This is a genomic window from Streptomyces capitiformicae (assembly GCF_002214185.1).
GTDB lineage: Bacteria > Actinomycetota > Actinomycetes > Streptomycetales > Streptomycetaceae > Streptomyces > Streptomyces capitiformicae.
Genome location: NZ_CP022161.1, coordinates 10228481 through 10245793 on the forward strand (window position 1 = coordinate 10228481; position 17313 = coordinate 10245793).

Below are 17313 nucleotides of genomic sequence, written 5' to 3' on the forward strand. Positions count from 1 at the left end.
CGTTATCGCTGTGCGGCTCCCCCGCGTGGGCACGACCAGCCACAACGAAGTTGCGGACCTGGGACCGACGGCTCCACGGCACGGGGCGGGTCGAGGGCGTCAGCCCTTGATCGCGCCGGTGAGCATGCCCTTCTTGAAGTGCCGCTGCACGAACGGGGAGGCGATCGCGACGGGGATCAGGGCGAGGACCATGACGGCCATCTGCAGCCCCAGTGCGGAGAGCTGACCGGTGCGGACCGCCTGCTGCAGGCCCGTCGGGGCCTCGGTGTTCTTCTGGACCAGCTGGATGAGCACGTTCTGCAGCGGCATCATCTGCTGGTCGGTGAGGTAGATGGACGCGTTGAACCAGGCGCTCCAGTAGCCGACCGCGTAGAACAGGGAGATCACGGCCAGGACCGCGCGGGACAGCGGCATGATGATGGTCAGCAGGATCCGCAGGTCACCGGCCCCGTCGATCCGTGCGGACTCGGTGAGTTCGGGGGAGATCCCCATGAAGAAGGCCCGCAGCACAAGGATGTTGAAGACACTGACCGCGCTCGGCAGGATCAGCGACAGATAGGTGTCGGTGAGCCCCAGCGACTGCACAAGCAGGTACGTCGGAATGAGCCCCGCCCCGAAGAACATGGTCGCCATCATGGTCATCAGGAAGAACCGGTGCCCCAGACTGCCCGGCCGGGACAGCCCGTAGGCCGCGAGTACCGACACCGTCATCGAGAACAGCGTGCCGAAGAGCGTGACGCCGAGCGAGACCATGATCGCCCGGCTGACCTGGCCGCCGCTGAGCAGTTCGGTGTAGTTGACGAAGGTGATGCCCTGGGGGATCACGACGAGGCCGCCGACCCGGTCGATCACGGGCTTGGGAGAGAGGCTGGTGACGATCACGATCCACAGCGGACCGAGCACCCCCAGGCAGCACAGCACCAGGAAGCCGGCCTTGGCGGTGAGTCCGGCCTTGCTCGGTGGCTCTTCCCACACGGGGCGGGCGGGAGCCTTCAGGCTGCGGATGAGCTGCGTATTGAGGCTCACTTCTTGTACACCCCCTGCTCGCCGAGCAGGTGCGCGACCTTGTTCGCGCCCAGGACGAGACACACTCCGATGACTCCCTTGACGACACCGACCGCGGCCGCATAGCTGAAGTCGCCGTTCTGGATACCCATGTTCCACACGTAGGTGTCGAGGACCTCGCTGGCTCCCGCACCGACCGCGTACCGCTGGAGCAGGAACTGCTCGAATCCCACGCTCAGCGCGTCGCCCACCCGCAGGACCAGCAGCAGCGCGATCACCGGGCGCAGCGCGGGCAGCGTCACATGCCACATGCGTCGCCAGCGCCCCGCGCCGTCCATGGCGGCGGCCTCGTACAGGTCGGTGCTGACGGCGGCAAGAGCAGCGAGGAAGACGATGATCCCCCAGCCGGCGTCCTTCCACACGGCCTGCGCGGTGACCAGATACTTGAAGAGGTCCGCGTCGGTCATCAGGTCGAAGCCGCTCCACCCGTGCTGCTCCAGGGTCTGCGCGATGATGCCCGCGCCACCGAGGATCTGCTGGAACACGGTGACCACGAGGACCCACGAGAAGAAGTGCGGCAGATACATGATCGCCTGCGCCACGGCCCGCACCCTGGGCCGGATCACGCTGTTGATGACCAGCGCGAGGGCGATGGGAACCGGGAAGAACAGCACCAGTTGGAGCACGAACAGGACGATGGTGTTCTTCGTGGCGCTCCAGAACAGCGGGTCGTCGAACATCCGCGAGAACTGCTCCACGCCCACCCAGGGGCTGTGGAAGATCGCCGTGATGCCGTTGCTGGAGACGTACGGGTCGTAGTCCTGGAAGGCGACGACGTTGCCGAGCAGCGGGACGTAGTTGAAGATCAGGAGCAGGACGATGACGGGTAGCGTCATCAGGATGAGGGTGCGGTCGCGGCGCAGCCGGATCCGCCAGCGGATCTTGCCCGCCTTGCTCGTCCTGCGTGGCGCCCGGTCCCTCGCCGCCGCTGCGGCGACCGCGGCCGTCGGCTCCTCGACAGCCGCGGGGGGACGGGTCCCGTCCGGCCTGCTCCTGGCCGTGAGGGACATCAGCTGCCACTGCCGTTCTTGTCGAAGAGCTCCTTGTACCAGTCGCGCAGCTTGTCGCCGCCGGAGGACTTCCAGGTGGAGATGGCCTGCTGCACATCGGACAGCTTCTTGTTGCCGCGCACGTAGTCGATCTCCAACTGCTCGAACTGGCTGGAGAGACCGGCGTAGCGGCTGGGCTCGACGATGTTCATGCCGTACGTGGACGTCTTCTTCATGAAGGCACCCTGCCGCTGCTGCCACTCGACCTGCTTGCGGGCGATGTCGGGGAAGTCAGGGTGGGCGAAGTAGGCAGCCGGGGCCGCCAGCATCACCCAGGCGTTGATCACCTCGGAGTTGCCCTGGTCGGTCTTGGCCGGGACCCCGTCCTTGACCGTGTAATGGGTGCCCTCGACGCCGTAGTCGACGAGCATCCGCTCCTTGGTGCCGTAGGGCGCGGCCGAGAAGTTGGCGGCGGCCAGCGCGTTCTCCACGGTCTCCTTCGAGGCGCCCTTACGGATCAGCGACCAGATGGTGGCGGGCTGGGCCGCCCACAGCGTCGGGTTGCCGCCGTCGGCGCCGAAGTAGTCCATGGCCCCGATCTCGAACTCCGGGTTGGACTGGGCCTGTTCCGCGGTCTTGCCGTGCCAGGCGGACATGTCGCTGTTGAAGACCAGGATCTGTCCGGCGGAGAACCGCTGGCCCGGGTCGCCGGAGCGCGCCTTGTCGTCGGGATGGACCACGCCGGCGGCGAACAGCTTGCGGACCCACTCCAGGGACTCGAGGAACGCGGGCTCCTCGATGCGGTAGGTCACCTTGCCGTCGTCCCCGATGTTCCAACCGTCCGTCCCGGCGGGGCGGACGCCGAAGATGGCGGCCGAACTCCAGATCATGTTGTCACCGCAGGCGTACACCTTGGCCTTGGCGCTGGTGGCGTCCTTGGCCCAACTGAGGAACTCATCGGGCGACTTGGGAACGGACCAGCCCTGCTTGTCGAAGATGTCCTTGCGGTAGTAGGGCACGATGACGCTCATGGGGGCGGAGGGCATCGGGATGCCGCGCAGCGCGCCGCCGAAGATGCCCATGCGCCAGGCGTCGGAGGGTATCGCGGCCAGGTTCGGGTACTTCTTGACCTTGTCGCCCGCCAGGTAGGGGCCGAGATCCATGAACTTCGCGGTGACCGCGCTCGCGATCTTGCCGACCAGCTCCCAGCGCGGCACAACCACCATGTCGGGTATGGAGCTGGAGGCGAGGACCGCGCCGAGCTTCTCGCCGTAGGTGTTGCCGTCCTGGTTCTGCCAGGTGACCTTGGTGCCCGCCGCGGCGTCGAGCGCCGTGTAGTACGGGTTTCCGGGCTTCGGCGGGGCGCCCCAGAACGGGGACATGATCTTGAAGGGGGCGCCGGTGCCGAGCTTGTCCGGGACCGAGGTCTCAAGGGCCGCGAGATCGACCTTGCCGGTGTAGCCGGCCGCCGAGCCGTTCTTCGACGGCAGGTCCGGCTGGGCGACCTTGCTGGCGACGTACGTCGGGAGCAGCTTGTCCGCGGCCTTGCCCGACGTGGCCCCCTCACGTGAGCCGGTTTCCGAACCGCCGCAGGCGGCAAGCAGTGGCATCCCACCGGCCACCGCCGCTGTTGCGACCACCGTGGAGGCGAGGAAACTTCTCCGACTGGGTTCTGAGGAGGTGGAGGCGTTCGGCGTCATTGCGTCAACCCTTCATGGCGCACCTGGACACCCGGCGGTGGGCCGTCGGCTGCGGTGTTGTGACTGGAACTGGCTGAGCTGGAAGAGGACATCCCATTACTACGACGTGACATGCAGTCGAAGCGCTTCGATGTTGCTGCGAGGTTAAGTGAAGGTATGGGGGCACACAAGGGTCGTTTCCAAGATTCCTCCAAGGCGCAGGAAGCGGCTACCTCGAACCCCTGCTTGTGGCAACGATGTCGACCTCTTGACACTCCCTACTGCTCTAACGAGCATCGAAGCGCTTCGAAAGCTCTCTTCGCTCCATCCCAAGGGAATCCCACATGTCTACACACACGCTGCACACACTTCGCACACACTTCGCCCGTTCCGCGATCACAGCTGCCGTTCGCGAAGCGCATCGACGACCTTCTGCCGCGGCTCAGCCTCGACGAAAAGACGGGATCCCTACTGCACCAGTTCACGCCCGCCGTACTGCACCAGTTCACGCCCGCCGTCGAGCGCCTGGGCATCGCGGCCTTCCGCACCGGCCAGGAGACCCTGCCCGGCGTCGCCTGGATGGGCCAGGCCCCCGTCTACCCGCAGGCGGTCGACCTCGGCACGACGTGGAACACCGATCTCGTACGGTGGGTCGGCGAGGCCGTCTCCAAGGAGACCCGCGCGATCGTGCCCGCGACGACCGGGTGGGCCTGAACGTCTGGTCCCCGAAGGCACGGTCGGTCGGTCGATCTCTTCGTGGGTGACGGTCCGGTACCGGCAGTGCTCACGCTCTCCCCGGGTACGGCCGGGCCCCACGGCTTCGCCACGTGAGCGCCCCGTTGTCGGCGGCCGGTGTGCACGACGTCCGCCTCGGCCTGCGTGGCCCGGTGCGGCTCGCGCGCATCGCCTGCTCCGTCTGAGGTCCGCATCGACCCCATGTGCACGGGAGTCGCCGCACAGGAGCATCCCGTGTCCCGGGGCGAACTCGTTGATGGTGCCTTCCACTCCGGAGCGGACCGCGTAGGGGGCCTTCCAGACGAGTGTCCGTTGCTCGGTGCGGACGCGGACTTGCAGGTCGCGGAGTTCTCGCGGGGGCAAGCCCAGTTGCGGGCCTCTCGCGGGAGTGGGTGCAAGGGGGGCGGTCCGGACACGGCCGGCGCCGGCCCCGGGGACGGGTGACCTGCCGGCGGTCGAAGGCGATGTGGACGTCGCCCCGTCGAAGCCGTCGTTCCTGCGGTGCCGGTGGGTGGGGTTGCCCGGCAGCGGCCCGCTGACGGTGCCCTTGTGTTCGCGCTCGGCTCGTTCCAGGTGGACCAGTGAGGTGTAGCCCCCGTCGACCAGGTGCTCGGCGGGCAGCAGCCCCCGCCGCGCCGGGCGGGTCGATACGAAGATCGCTGCCCCGACCACGATCCGCGCGGCCCTGATTACCGCCGTCGACGCCGGGGGTGACGACCTGACCGCGTGCGCGTCGTTGCCCGGCTGTCCCATCCCTTGCACCGACCTGGCTCGACGAACGCAGCCAAGAGCTGGACGCGGCATGCGTGGCCGATCGGGAACTCACTCACCACCTCAACCAGGACCGGTGGTCCTCACCGGCCGCGGTGTTTGTACCACGCTGCTGGCGGTTGGCGATCCGGTCACGCTTCTTTGGACGCGTCTTGTCGAATGTGTCGGGCGATCCCGGTCGCCTTGCCCATCAGCCATTCGAGCGGCCCCCGCTGGAAGAAGCGGGACCAGAGGGTGGCGAGGACGGTGACGGACGCGATGAAACCGAGCAGGACGTACAGCGGCGGGACGGTCAGTGCCTCGGTGTCCAGGAGCCAGATGGCGACGATGTGGTAGACGTACGCCGTCAGTGACATCGAGCCGACCGCGATGACGGGCGTGGCCAGGCGTCGTAGCCGGGGGAAGGCGTCCATGGCGGCCAGGCACGCGGTGATCACCAGGATCGCCACACCGGTGTTGCCCACGATGGACAGGGTCGCCTCGCTGTGCGGGGCGGAGGCCAGCATCCCGGCGGGGGTGTCGCCGAAGATGCCGATGCTGTCGGGCGATACGGACGACACGGACGACATGCCCGACCCCTCTTCGGCTTTCCGGACGGCTTCGGCGGCACCGGGTACGAGACGCACCGCCAGCCAGGAGCCGCCGTAACCGGTGACGGCGAGGGCGACGCCGGTGAGGGCGAGGCGTATCCGGACAGCCGTGGCGGTCAGGTCGCAGCGGGCGACAGCCATACCGGCGATGACGAACGGGACCCAGGTCAGGGCCGGATAGCCGCCGGTGAAGAACAGCGAGACGGGGCCGTCGGCCTGGCCGTAGGAGAGGAATACGCGGCCGCCGACCACCGGCTTCAACAGGTACAGCAGCTGCGGGCCCACCAGGGCCCAACCCGCGGCAATCAGCGCCAGCGGCTTGGCGCCCAGCCGGTACAGCGGCAGCACGAGCAGGAAGAACAGTCCGTAGAAGGCGAGGATCGGCACGACCGGAGTGCCGGTCATGGTCAGGGCGGTGCCGAGGGCCAACAGGATCACGGCCCGGATGACGACCTTGGCGACGGCCTGACGGCCGGCCATACCGGTCTTCGGCGTGCGGCGACCGGTGATGAGGGCGACCGCGAAGCCGGCCAGGACGGCGAACAGGGCGGAGGAGCGGCCTTGCGCCAGCTCCATCAGGAAGCCGATGACACCGTCCTGGCTCGGGGCGGGCCCCACGTGGACCGCGTACATGCCGAAGACGGCCAGGCCGCGGGCCAGGTCCAGCCCGATCAGCCGGCCCACGCCGGGCGCTCCGGTCGAGAGCTTGGTGCGCTCGCGTGCAGGGGATGGTGCGTCGGCCGGGAGCGGCGGGGAGTCCGGGTGTTGTGCCATGCAGTCAGGCTGGAGACCGGACCGATCATGGAGTATCCGGCAGGCGGCTGTGATGTCCCTGCCGACTGGTGGGTGCTACCCCGCCGGGTGGCTGGAGCTGCGACTCGCCGAGCCCCGATGACTCTCGGGGGCTTTAAGGCAACGCACCGCACGTGCCCCGGCCCACCCGCCGGAGGTGCCCCGCACCAGGCGGCGGGCAGACGTAGCGGCACGGGCCCCGCCTCCCAACGAACGCACGCGCCCCCGCCCTCAACGAACCGCACGCGCCCCCGCCCAACCGCCGGAGGCACCCGCCCCTTACGACCGGTACGGGTTGTACGCCGGATGCGGTGTCACCCCGTACACCACCGGCTGCGTATAGGCCGACCGGTACTCGTACCCGCCATACCCGTCCCCGTACCCGTACCAGCCACGGTGGCCATACGCCCCCGCAAGCCCCGGCCAAGCGACCCCCACCCCCAACTCCCGCCCCGCGTACGCCAACGCCGGCCGCGCCAACTCCCGTCGGCGCCACAGCTCGAACAGCAGCTCCCGCTCGCGGAGCACGAAGTCGCCCCCGGCCCGCCCCCGCCGCCCCCGACGCCGCAGAAAGGCCAGCGACGTCGCGTACGTCTCGTACTCCGCGACCGCCCGCGCCCCGGCCTTCCCGAAGTGATGCGCCGCATAGTCCCGCGCAAACCTCCGCGCCCGCATCGACCCCAGTACAAACGGCTCCGGCACAGTCAGCCACCCGGCAGCCGCATACGCCGGCAACTCCTCCCGCACGGTCCGCAACTCCCGCTGCCGCGTCCATATCGCCAACCACGTCAACAGCCCGAACGCCGGCACCATGAACCCGGCGTACACCGCGAAGAACCCGTACTCCCCGAACGTCGCCGACCCGTTCCAGATCGCATGCATCCCCATGGCGAGCAACAACCCACCCACCGGCAGCAGAACCCGCCGCACATGCTGCCGCTCGGCCGACCACGCCGCGATCCCGAATCCGATCCCCGTGAGCACGGTGAACAGGGGATGCGCGAACGGCGACATGATCACCCGCACGAAGAACGTGGCCGCGGTGACCGACGCCAGCCCGCTCCCCCCGCTGAGCTGATCCGTCCCGAACGCGGTCCCCAGATACAGAATGTTCTCGGTGAACGCGAACCCGGTAGCGGTGACCCCCGCGATCACCACCCCGTCCACGATCCCGGTGAACTCCCGCCGCCGGAACAGGAAGATCAATAAGACGGCGGCACCCTTGGCGGTCTCCTCCACCACCGGCGCTATGACGGTGGCGCCCAACGTATCCGCGTGTGAGGGATCGGCGGTGGCGGTGGCTATCCATCTCGTCGCGAAGCTGTTCGCCACGATCGCTATCAGCGCCGCCGCACAAGCCCCCCAGGCGAACGCGAAGAACAGGTTCTTCCAGGGCCCGGGTTCCACCCGGTCCAGCCACCGGAACGCGGCCATGAGCACCGGCACGGGCAGTACCGCGAGCCCGAGCCCGACGAGGAACCCCTCGGTGCCGGTCTGCTCGCGTACGAGGGCCAGGATGACGAGCCCGGAGAGCGCGAGCAGCGCGATGAGCGCCCCGTACTTCACGCTCTTCTGTTGCCACCAGCGCACGGGCCTGAACACACCCCCACCGGCCGGGCCGCTGGGGTGGGTCGGGTAGGGGTGACTGGTGGCCATTGCGTTGACCCTAACGAGGGATGGGCGCTGCCCGCGCGACGTTCGGACGGCCGACCGGGGCACGAAAGCACATGTTCAGACGCCGGTGGGGGGAAGATCGGACCGCTGCTGTTGCTGCTGTTGCTGCTGTTCCTGCTGTTCTTCAAGCCCGCTCATCGAGCCGCTCACGCTGCTGTACGCGGCGGAAGAGCAGATCGTTCACCACATGACCCTTGTCCAGTCCCTGCCCCTCGAAACGGGTCAGCGGCCGGAAGTCGGGACGTGGCGCGAACCCGCCGTCGGCCCGGGTGTTCTCGAAGTCCGGATGGGCGGTCAGCACGTCCAGCATCTGCTCGGCGTACGGCTCCCAGTCCGTCGCGCAGTGGACGATCGCCCCCGGCCTGAGCCGCGACGCGGCCAGCGTGAGGAACTCGGGCTGGATCAGCCGCCGCTTGTGGTGCCGCTTTTTCGGCCAGGGGTCGGGAAAGTAGACCCGAAGCCCATCTAGGGAGTCGGGCGCGAGCATCTCCCGGAGCAGAATGATCGCGTCCCCGTTCGCGACCCGGATGTTGGACAGCCCGGCCTGGTCCGCGAGATTGAGCAGATTGCCCTGCCCGGGGGTGTGCACATCCACGGCCAGCACATTGGTCCCCGGATCGGCGGCGGCCATCCGGGCCGTCGCCTCGCCCATCCCGAACCCGATCTCCAGCACGACGGGCTTCTCGTCCCCGAACAGTTCGACGAGATCGAGCTTCCGCCCGTCGATGTCGAGCCCCCACTTGGGCCACAGCCGCTGCAACGCGTCCGCCTGCCCGGTCGTCACCCGGCTCCGCCGCGGCTGGAAACTCCGGATCCGCCGCTCGAAGTGCGCCCCGGCCGGGTCCGCCTTCGGCCCATCGGGAAACCGGGGCTCCCCCTTGGCCCGCGTACGACGAAGGGAGGCACCGGGGGTGCGGGGCTCGGAGGCGTTGGCGAAGTCAGACACAGTGAGCCCAATTTTACGGCGAGGTCAGCAACCCCCAGCCCGACCCCTCACACCCGAGCCCGTCACACCCGAGCCCGTCACGTCTGAGCCCGTCACGTCTGAGCCCGTCACAGCCGAACCCCGTCACAGCCGAACCCCGTCACAGCCGAACCCCCTCACACCTGCCTCAACGCCTGCAACGCCCGCCTCCCCACCTCCCGCCCGATCGGCAGCGAAGCGGTAGCCGCAGGTGACGGCGCGTTCAGCACGTGCACGGCCCGCGCCCCCTCCCGGATCAGGAAGTCATCCACCAGCGTCCCGTCCCGAAGCACGGCCTGGGCCCGCACCCCCGCCGCCGCAGGCACGAGATCCGCCTCGGAAACCCCGGGCAGCAGCCGCCGCACCGCCCCGGTGAACGCCCGCTTCGACACCGACCGCCGAAGCTCCCCGGCCCCGTACCGCCAGTGCCGCCGGGCTATCCGCCAGGACCCGGGCCATGCCAGCGTCGCCCCCAGCTCCCGCACCCGTACGGTCCCCCACCCGTACCCTTCCCGGGCCAGCGCGGGCACGGCATTGGGCCCTATGTGCACACCCCCGTCGATCCCCCGGGTCAGATGCACCCCGAGGAACGGAAACGCCGGATCCGGCACCGGATACACCAGCCCTCGCACCATCTCCGGCCGAGCGAGTTCGTAGTACTCCCCCCGGAACGGCACGATCCGCATGCCCGGCTCGTCCCCGGTCATCCGGGCCACCTCGTCGCACCGCAGCCCGGCGCAGTTCACCAGCACCCGCCCCCGTACGACGTCACCGCGCCGGGTCCGTACGGCGACCCCGAGCGAGGCCCGCCGGTCGATCCGCTCGACCTCGGCCCCGTACCGGATCTCGGCTCCGGAGGCCGCGGCGAGCTGCCGCGCGACGCCGACGAAGTCGCAGATCCCGGTGGTCCCGACGTGTATGGCGGCGAGCCCGCGCACCTCCGGCTCGTACTCGGTGATCTGGGCGGGCCCCAGCTCCCGCACCGGAATCCCGTTCTCCCGCCCGCGCTGGACGAGGGCGTGCAGCCGTGGCAGTTCGGACCGTTCCGTCGCGACGATCAGCTTGCCGGTGACCGCGTGGGCGATCCCGTACTCGGCGCAGAACTTGACCATCTCGGCGGCGCCCTTGACCGCGTACCGCGCCTTCAGCGATCCGGGCCGGTAGTAGATCCCGCTGTGGATGACCCCGCTGTTCCGCCCGGTCTGGTGCCGGGCGGGTCCCGCTTCCTTCTCCAGCACGGTCACCCGCGTCCCCGGCGCGGCCCGTGTGATCGCATACGCCGTCGACAGCCCGACGATCCCACCGCCGACCACGAGCACGTCACAGTCGTACACGACCTGCCTCGACACGCACCCCACCTCCCGCATCCGATAGTGCACTGCACCACTGACAATGCCCTCAAACACGGAAGCCGTCTGCATGGCGCCGATCACGTTCTCGATGCCGGTCGTGCCCCAAAAGTGGCGCGGGGCCGTATCGGTTTGCGGCTCCGCCGCGTGGGCGCGAGCAACCACAAAGCACCCGAACTCGCCAAAACCACACAAACCCGGCAGGCGATCAGGCGCCCAAAAACCTACGCCGGCGTCATCAACAAGGGCCGCGCCCTCTCCCGCAGCTCAATGACCCGCGGCTCATCCCCATACGGCTCCAGCCGATGCAGAAGATCCTTCACGTACTCGGTGGTGCGAGCCGAGGAAATGCGCCCCGCGACCTCCACCGCCCGCACCCCCTGCTCGCACGCCGCATCGAGGTTGCCGGACTCCAGCTCGGCGACCGCCGACACGACGAGCCGCAGCCCGTGCGAGCGTACGAACTCCTCCGTCGGCCGCGACAGTGCCTGCTCGGTGAAGCGGCGCACCTGACGCGGCGCCTTGAGGTCGCGGTAGCACTCGGCGGCGTCCGCGGCGAATCGGTCGTAGCCGTAGAACCCGAGCCACGACGGATCGTTGTCGCCGTCGCGGGCCCGCTCCAGCCAGCCCTCGGCGGCTTTGAGGGCCGCCCCGGCGGCCGCCGCGTCTCCCGCGCGCGCGTGGGCACGCGCTTCGACGAGCCGGAAGAAGCTCATCGTGCGGGCGGTGGCGAGCCCCCGGTTGCGTTCGAGCGCGGCCTGCGCGAGGTCGACGCCCTCGTCGCCGAAGCCCCGATAGGTCGCCTGCAACGACATCGTCGCCAGCACATACCCACCCAGCGGTACGTCGGCCGCGGCCCGCGCGAGCCGCAACGCCTGGATGTAGTACCGCTGCGCGGCCTCCTGTTGACCCGTGTCAAAAGCCATCCAGCCGGCGAGGCGGGTGAGTTCGGCGGAGGCTCCGAAGAGCGCGCGGCCGACTTCGTCGGAGTACGAGCCGAGCAGCAGCGGAGCGGCCTCGACCCGCAGACACTCGGGCACCATGGACGAACGCCAGTCGCCGCCCCCGTACTTGGAGTCCCAGCGCCTGGCGTCCTCGGCGGCCTCACGCAGCTTCTGCACATCGCTGTGGCCGACTTTCAGCGGCGACCCGGAGCCCTCCATGGAGCTCGCCTCGCGCGCCACCGAACTGTCGGCCGGGGTTATCAGCCAGCGTGAGGCGGGCGTCGCGTACGCGCTCACCGCGAACGATCCGGCGAGGGACTGCCAGATGCCGCCGGAGCCGGCGCGGCGGCCGGCGAGGTCGAGGCGGTACAGCTCTGTCGCCGCGCGCACCGCCTGTCCGACGTCACGGGGGAAGGCGAGGCCCACTTCGGGTGCGGGATCCGCGTCCGCCAGGCCGATCTCGTGGAGCGGCACGGGGCGGCCGAGCTTCTGGCCGATCGCGGCGGCGATGAGATGCGGCGCGGCACCCTGCGGGACCATGCCCTTGGAGACCCACCGCGCCACCGACGTCTTGTCGTAGCGAAGTGTCAACCCGCGTTGAGCGCCAAGATCGTTGACGCGACGCGCGAGTCCTGCGTTGCTGATTCCCGCGAGGGCGAGAACGGCGCCGAGCTTTTCGTTCGGCCCGCGTTGCTCCCTGGACATTGCGCCACCCCTCGAACAGACGGCTGCCGCGGCGGCATAGGCACGCGGCATTCGTAAACCCAGCGTAGTTCGCCGCATCCCAAGCGTTAAGGGGCCCAAATCCGGATGGCGGGATTGTGGTCCGTACGAATTTGCGGAGAGAGTACGCACTGTTGCGGTGTGCTCCCGCTGTGTGGCCGTGCGCCCGTCCGTGCGCTCTTCTCCGGCCATCGGGGGAGCGGTTCCATGGCTGTGCGTGGGTCGGCCCGCTGTACTGGATCCAGCGGGCTGGGGGACACCGCCGCCTCCATCCCCGCGGGCGGCGGACCGGTCCGGGAGGCGAACTCCGCCTCCCGGACTGTGCGTTGACACTGAGTGGCCGTCGGGGCCCGTACGGAGCGTGTGTGAGTTCTGCCCTACGATTCCGATTTGGCTGAAAATCGCCGGTGGTCGTGGAGGGTGATTACCCCTCCGACCACGTCTCTTGAGGGCGCGTTAGGTGTTTTTTGGGGAGCGTATCGGGGGCGCATTCACGTCGTAGACCCGGGGTCCTTCTCTGTCGACCACCCCTGTACATCGGCGAGTTGAGGGCGACCCGGGGGTGTGGCGGGGGAGCGCTCATGGCTCTCCAGGGGCGCATTTACCGGTGTGCAAGCAGTCCCGCACGCCCTCCAGCGAGCCTCCTTCGTGGCAGCATGGGAGCCGTTCGTACGGTGCACTGGTTGTCCACAGTCTGTGGAGGCGTCGATGCGGTGGTTGGTGGGATGGAGCAGTACTGCCGCCGGCGCTCCCGTGATCGGCGGCGCCGGAGCCACCGGACACGACGGCGAGACCGTGCACCCGGTCGGCTCCCAGATCCTGTGGGGCGACCCGGATCCGCTGTGGGCCGTCGGCGACTGGCGCCCCGACGAGATCCGCGTCGTGCAGGCCGACGCCGAGACCAGGATCGCCGTTCTCGGCATCTGCGGGGCCTCCGACGAGCAGCTGCGCGTGGGCCTGTTCGCCGCCCGCGGTGGCGCCCTGCGCCATCTGACCGCCTGGCCCGGCAGCTACACGGCCGTCGTCCAGGTCGGCCGCCGTGTGACCGTCTGCGGCGACCTGGCCGGCGCCCGCCCCGTCTTCTACACCCCCTGGGCGGGCGGCACCGCCTACGCGACCGCCGCCCTCCCCCTCGCCGACCTCACCGAGGCCAACCTCGACTTCGGGCACCTCGCCGCCCTGCTCGCCGCCCCCGACGTACCGGACGCCCTCCATGACTCCACTCCGTACGACGGCGTGCGCCGCATTCCCCCGGGGCATGCGCTGATCCTGCGCGCCGGTGCGCGCGAGATCGCCGGGTACGAACCCGTGGCCTCCCTCGCCGTCGCCGCCCCCTCCGCCGACCCCGCCAGCGCGGTGGACGGCGTCCGCGACGCCCTCGTCGAGGCCGTACGGGCCCGCCTGGCCGCCCCCCGCCACGTGCCGGACGTCGACCCCGGCCCGGTCCCCGGCATGGGCCCGGCGGAGCGCCGCGCCGCCCGCGGCATGCCGGTCCCCGGCATCGGCGCCGACCTCTCCGGCGGCCCGGCCTCGGGCACGCTGGCCCTCCTCGCCGCCGGCCTCCCCGGCGCCCCCGGCACGGTCCTGGGCCACGGCACCGCCGCCGGCGAACGCCTCCTGGCCGTCACCTTCAACGACTTGGCGACGCCCGGCCGCGAAGCCGAACTCGAACGGGCGGGCACCCTGGCCGCCAACCCCCGCCTGCACCACGTAGTGGTGACCGGCGGCGAGGAGACACTCCCGTACGCCGACCTCGAAGTCCCCCTCACCGACGAACCGGGCCCCTCCCTCGTCGCCGCCGCCCGGCACCGCGCCCGCCTCGCCTCCGGCAGCGCGGACCACTTCACCGGCTACGGCGCCCGCCAGGTCCTGGACGCCCACCCCGCCCGCCTCGCCGACCTCCTGATGGACCGCAAACGCCGCCACCTGGTCCGCCCGGTCGCCGCCCTGGCCAAGGCGGACGGCTCGGTGATGGTCCCCGCGCGTGTGTACAGCGCCGCGCGCAAACTGTCCCGCACCCCGTACAGAGCCGGCGTGGAAGTGCTGGCCGCCCGCCTGATGCAACGCCGCTTCGAGGAACCAGGAGGCGCGGTAGGAGCCTCCCTGGCAGCCCTCAACTGGGCCAGACCCGGCCCGGCGGCCCGCTGGCTGACCGGCGAGGCGCTGGCAGAAGTATCGATTCGCCTGGGCGCGACGACGGGCCGCCCGAGCGTCGGCCCCGGCCAGCGCCCCGGCGACTTCCGCGCCCGCGCGGCTCTGGCCCGCCACGCCGCGGACCTGAGGATCCTGGAACAGGCCGCGGAGATCCGCTCCCAACGCCTCCACGCCCCCTTCCTCGACAACCAGGTCGTACGCGCCTGCCGAGCCCTCCCCGAAGCCCTCCGCGTCAAGCCCGGCGCCCGCGCCGCCATCCTCCGTACGGTCCTGGAGGGCGCCGGCGTCACCGACCTCCCACCCGGCTGGGGCGCCCCCTCCCACGCCACGTCCACCACCGCCGCCCGCACCGGCCTCCGCGTCGCCGCCGACACCCTGATCACCCTCTTCGACACCCCGCTCCTGGCCCAGGCCGGCCTCGTCGAGGCCCGAGTGGTCCGCAAGGCCCTCCGCGCCGCCGCCGAGGGCGAACCCCTTCCCCTGGATGGCCTGGCAGACCTGGTCTCCCTGGAACTATGGCTACGCCGCCTCCTCTCCCGCCGAGGCACCTGCTGGACAGGCACGCCCGCCAGACAGAGGGCGGTCCCGGCGGGGATCACGCCACAGAGGGGGGTGCTGGGGGCGACGGCGCGGAGGGGGTGACTGGGGCTCACCGCCGCCCTGCGGTCCGCCGTGGAGGGCCGGTGCGCCGAGACGGTGACCGCGGCCCTCGCCGACAGCGCGGCGGCCGTACATCCCACCTGGGCGACCACACCCGCGCCGTACACCTGCTGGCGGCCGGAACCCGTTGGCGCGCCGGCCACCCCCGCCCGTTCCCCGAACACCACGAGGCCGAACACCCCGAGGCCGCCGCCCTCACCGCCCTGGGCCGCACCCGCTACGACGCGGAACACACGACCGGCAGCACCCCTACTCACACGTGAACCCGGCCTCCGCCCAGTCCGCCAGCGCCGCCACGTCGACGTCGCCGTGCGGTTCGACGACCAGCCGTACGATCTCCCGCCCGGCGAGGTTCACATGGACCGGAACCGCCGGGTCCCCGCCCTGGACGAGCCCGGACTTCCACAGCGGCACCCCGTCGCCGTAGACGGAGAACCGGACCTTGCCGAGGCCGGGCGTCAGATCGTCGACGCCGACGAGCGCGTCGTACGAGGTGCACCGGCGGTTGAGGTCGATGGTGACGGAGGAGCGGCCGTGCACGGTCACCCCGTCCGCGTAACTCTTGCCGGCGATCGACACCCCGTACCGCTGCCAGACCCAACTGCTCTCGCCGAGCCGCATCTCGGGCTCGGCGCCGTCGCCGAGGAGGCCGTACTCGAGCTCGTTCCCCTGGTAGACGGGAGGGGTGGGCGTCGGAGTCGGCGTCGGCTGGGTCGGCGAAGGTGGGGTGGTCGGGGTCGGAGTCGGTGTGGGCGACGACTTCGCGGGCGGATCCGGTGTCGGGGACGGCGTGGGCGCGGGCGCCGTGAACGGCCTGGAGACGGGCACCACCACAGGCGCCGCCTCAGCCTCCGGCTCCACGGCAGGCACAGGCGCCGACGGCTTCGGCGGCTTCGGCGGCGAGGGCTCCGGCGCGGCCTCGACCGCCCGCGAGGCGGACGGCTTGGCCGGCGGTTTCTCGTTCTCCCCTTCGTTGCCCGCCAGTGCGAGCGCCACCGCCGCGGCGACCATCCCGGCCACACTCACCGCGATCCCGGCCTTCGCCGGCGCGCCGAGCCCCTCCGCCGCGGACCCGCCGCCCGCACCCGCTCCACCGGCGACGGAGCCACCACCGGCCGCCGACCCCGCACCGGCGGCCCCGGCCGCTCCGGCCCCCGCGCCACCGGCGACGATCGCGGCCGCCTTCGCGTACCCGGCGGCGCCGAACCATCCGATGACCGCGATCGGCACCACAGCCGGAATCCCGCCGGCGACTTCCTTGATCTGACTGGCGGCCAGCCGGCACGCCGCGCACTCCTCCAGATGCTTGCGCAGCCCCCGCTCGGCCCGGGTGCGCAGAGTGCCGCGGGCGTACGCGCCGAGCCGGTCGGCGAACTGCCCGCACTTCGCGGAGTTGCCCGCGAGGGAGGCACTCACATGGGCCTGGAGGTACGCCTCTCTGAGCCCCTCGCGCGCCCGGCTGGCGAGCACCCGGGTCCCGTTCGCGTCGAGCCCGAAGAGCGTGGCTACCTCGCTCGGCGACTCGTCCTCGACCTCGGTGTGCCACAACACGGCCTGCCACCGCTCCGGCAACGACCGGAAGGCCCGCATCGCCATCGACTGCTCGGCCCCGTGCATCGCCCGTACGTCCGCCCCGAGATCGAGCGCGTCTGTGTCCGAGCCCTCCGCCCCGCGCGCCGCCTGCGCCGCGAACACCGCGAAGTCGTCGACCAGATGCTCCCGCTTGGCGGAACTCGTCCAGGTCGCCGCGACCCGCCGCACCGACGTCAGCAGATACGCCCGTACGGCATGCTCCGGCCCGGAGCCACCCCGTACCGCCTGCAGCATCCGGGCGAAGACCTCGGCCGTCAGATCGTCCGCGGTGTAGGCGTCCCGGCAGCAGGTCCGCGCATACCGCCGCACGGCCTCGGCATGACGCCGGTACAACTCCTCGTACGCCGCGTCCTCGCCCGCCCGCATCCGCTCGATGAGATCGGCGTCGGACGACACCCCTTCGGACTCCCCCGAGCCGAACCGATCCCGCTGCGCCGGAACCTGCGGATGGTCCACCGCCCGCGACGACGACTGCCCCGCCCCGTCCCGCCCGTAAACACTCATCACACCGGATCAGCCTGCCATATTGCCTTTTATTCAGACCCCGGCAGCAGGGACATACCACTCGTCCGAGGGTTCTTGGGGGACGTCAGTACGCGAGTTCACCCCCGCCCCGGAAAGGGGCGCGGGG

11 protein-coding genes and 1 pseudogene are annotated in these 17313 nt (G+C 70.6%); 3 read left to right on the forward strand and 9 right to left on the reverse strand.

Annotated elements, in window-relative coordinates:
* Positions 1–99: 99 nt before the first annotated feature.
* Genes CES90_RS45840 through CES90_RS45850 form a run of 3 tightly spaced genes read right to left on the reverse strand, consistent with a single transcriptional unit; the run spans position 100 to position 3754 of the window.
* On the reverse strand, positions 100–1026 hold the full coding sequence (locus tag CES90_RS45840) for a carbohydrate ABC transporter permease (RefSeq protein ID WP_189788648.1): 927 nt from the start codon (positions 1024–1026) through the stop codon (positions 100–102).
* Positions 1023–2075 carry an ABC transporter permease gene (locus tag CES90_RS45845; RefSeq protein WP_189788647.1) on the reverse strand — a complete coding sequence of 351 codons (1053 nt, stop codon included), beginning with the start codon at positions 2073–2075 and terminating at the stop codon, positions 1023–1025. The genes CES90_RS45840 and CES90_RS45845 overlap by 4 nt, the downstream gene beginning before the upstream one ends.
* A complete protein-coding gene (locus CES90_RS45850) occupies positions 2075–3754 on the reverse strand; it encodes an extracellular solute-binding protein (protein ID WP_189788646.1) in 1680 nt (559 codons plus the stop codon). Before CES90_RS45850 ends, CES90_RS45845 begins: the two co-directional genes overlap by 1 nt.
* 381 nt (positions 3755–4135) lie before the next feature.
* On the opposite strand from CES90_RS45850, the pseudogene CES90_RS45855 reads away from it, so the two are divergent.
* Positions 4136–4494 (forward strand): annotated as a pseudogene (locus CES90_RS45855) (sugar hydrolase); the annotation flags it as partial.
* An 876-nt stretch (positions 4495–5370) separates the two neighbouring features.
* Here CES90_RS45855 and CES90_RS45860 read toward each other — a convergent pair.
* The 5 genes from CES90_RS45860 to CES90_RS45880 form a co-directional block, all read right to left on the reverse strand.
* Positions 5371–6603, reverse strand: coding sequence for a DUF418 domain-containing protein (locus tag CES90_RS45860; protein WP_189788645.1), 1233 nt, complete (start codon positions 6601–6603; stop codon positions 5371–5373).
* A gap of 297 nt (positions 6604–6900) precedes the next feature.
* Complete coding sequence (locus tag CES90_RS45865; RefSeq protein ID WP_189781070.1) at positions 6901–8277, reverse strand: PrsW family intramembrane metalloprotease; 1377 nt, start codon at positions 8275–8277, stop codon at positions 6901–6903.
* 142 nt (positions 8278–8419) lie between these two features.
* Positions 8420–9241: a tRNA (guanosine(46)-N7)-methyltransferase TrmB gene (gene trmB, locus CES90_RS45870; RefSeq protein ID WP_189781071.1), complete on the reverse strand. Its 822-nt coding sequence runs from the start codon at positions 9239–9241 to the stop codon at positions 8420–8422.
* 155 nt (positions 9242–9396) lie between these two features.
* Positions 9397–10626: an L-2-hydroxyglutarate oxidase gene (gene lhgO / locus CES90_RS45875; RefSeq protein ID WP_189781125.1), complete on the reverse strand. Its 1230-nt coding sequence runs from the start codon at positions 10624–10626 to the stop codon at positions 9397–9399.
* A gap of 206 nt (positions 10627–10832) precedes the next feature.
* Complete coding sequence (locus tag CES90_RS45880; protein ID WP_189781072.1) at positions 10833–12257, reverse strand: MFS transporter; 1425 nt, start codon at positions 12255–12257, stop codon at positions 10833–10835.
* A gap of 726 nt (positions 12258–12983) precedes the next feature.
* Between CES90_RS45880 and CES90_RS45885 the strand changes: the two genes are divergently transcribed.
* A complete protein-coding gene (locus CES90_RS45885; protein WP_189781073.1) occupies positions 12984–15071 on the forward strand; it encodes an asparagine synthase-related protein in 2088 nt (695 codons plus the stop codon).
* A gap of 41 nt (positions 15072–15112) precedes the next feature.
* Positions 15113–15352 (forward strand): hypothetical protein, encoded by a 240-nt coding sequence (locus tag CES90_RS45890; RefSeq protein WP_189781074.1) that lies wholly within the window; start codon positions 15113–15115, stop codon positions 15350–15352.
* Here CES90_RS45890 and CES90_RS45895 read toward each other — a convergent pair.
* Complete coding sequence (locus CES90_RS45895) at positions 15339–17186, reverse strand: sigma-70 family RNA polymerase sigma factor (RefSeq protein ID WP_189781075.1); 1848 nt, start codon at positions 17184–17186, stop codon at positions 15339–15341. The genes CES90_RS45890 and CES90_RS45895 overlap by 14 nt on opposite strands.
* Positions 17187–17313: the final 127 nt, after the last annotated feature.

Excerpts from the sequence above, each read along its gene's own strand:
- CES90_RS45845 (WP_189788647.1), bottom strand. The coding sequence starts at position 2,075 with ATGTCCCTCACGGCCAGGAGCAGGCCGGACGGGACCCGTCCCCCCGCG.
- CES90_RS45850 (WP_189788646.1), bottom strand. The coding sequence starts at position 3,754 with ATGACGCCGAACGCCTCCACCTCCTCAGAACCCAGTCGGAGAAGTTTC.
- CES90_RS45860 (WP_189788645.1), bottom strand. The coding sequence starts at position 6,603 with ATGGCACAACACCCGGACTCCCCGCCGCTCCCGGCCGACGCACCATCC.
- CES90_RS45865 (WP_189781070.1), bottom strand. The coding sequence starts at position 8,277 with ATGGCCACCAGTCACCCCTACCCGACCCACCCCAGCGGCCCGGCCGGT.
- lhgO (WP_189781125.1), bottom strand. The coding sequence starts at position 10,626 with ATGCGGGAGGTGGGGTGCGTGTCGAGGCAGGTCGTGTACGACTGTGAC.
- CES90_RS45880 (WP_189781072.1), bottom strand. The coding sequence starts at position 12,257 with ATGTCCAGGGAGCAACGCGGGCCGAACGAAAAGCTCGGCGCCGTTCTC.
- CES90_RS45885 (WP_189781073.1), top strand. The coding sequence starts at position 12,984 with ATGCGGTGGTTGGTGGGATGGAGCAGTACTGCCGCCGGCGCTCCCGTG.
- CES90_RS45895 (WP_189781075.1), bottom strand. The coding sequence starts at position 17,186 with ATGAGTGTTTACGGGCGGGACGGGGCGGGGCAGTCGTCGTCGCGGGCG.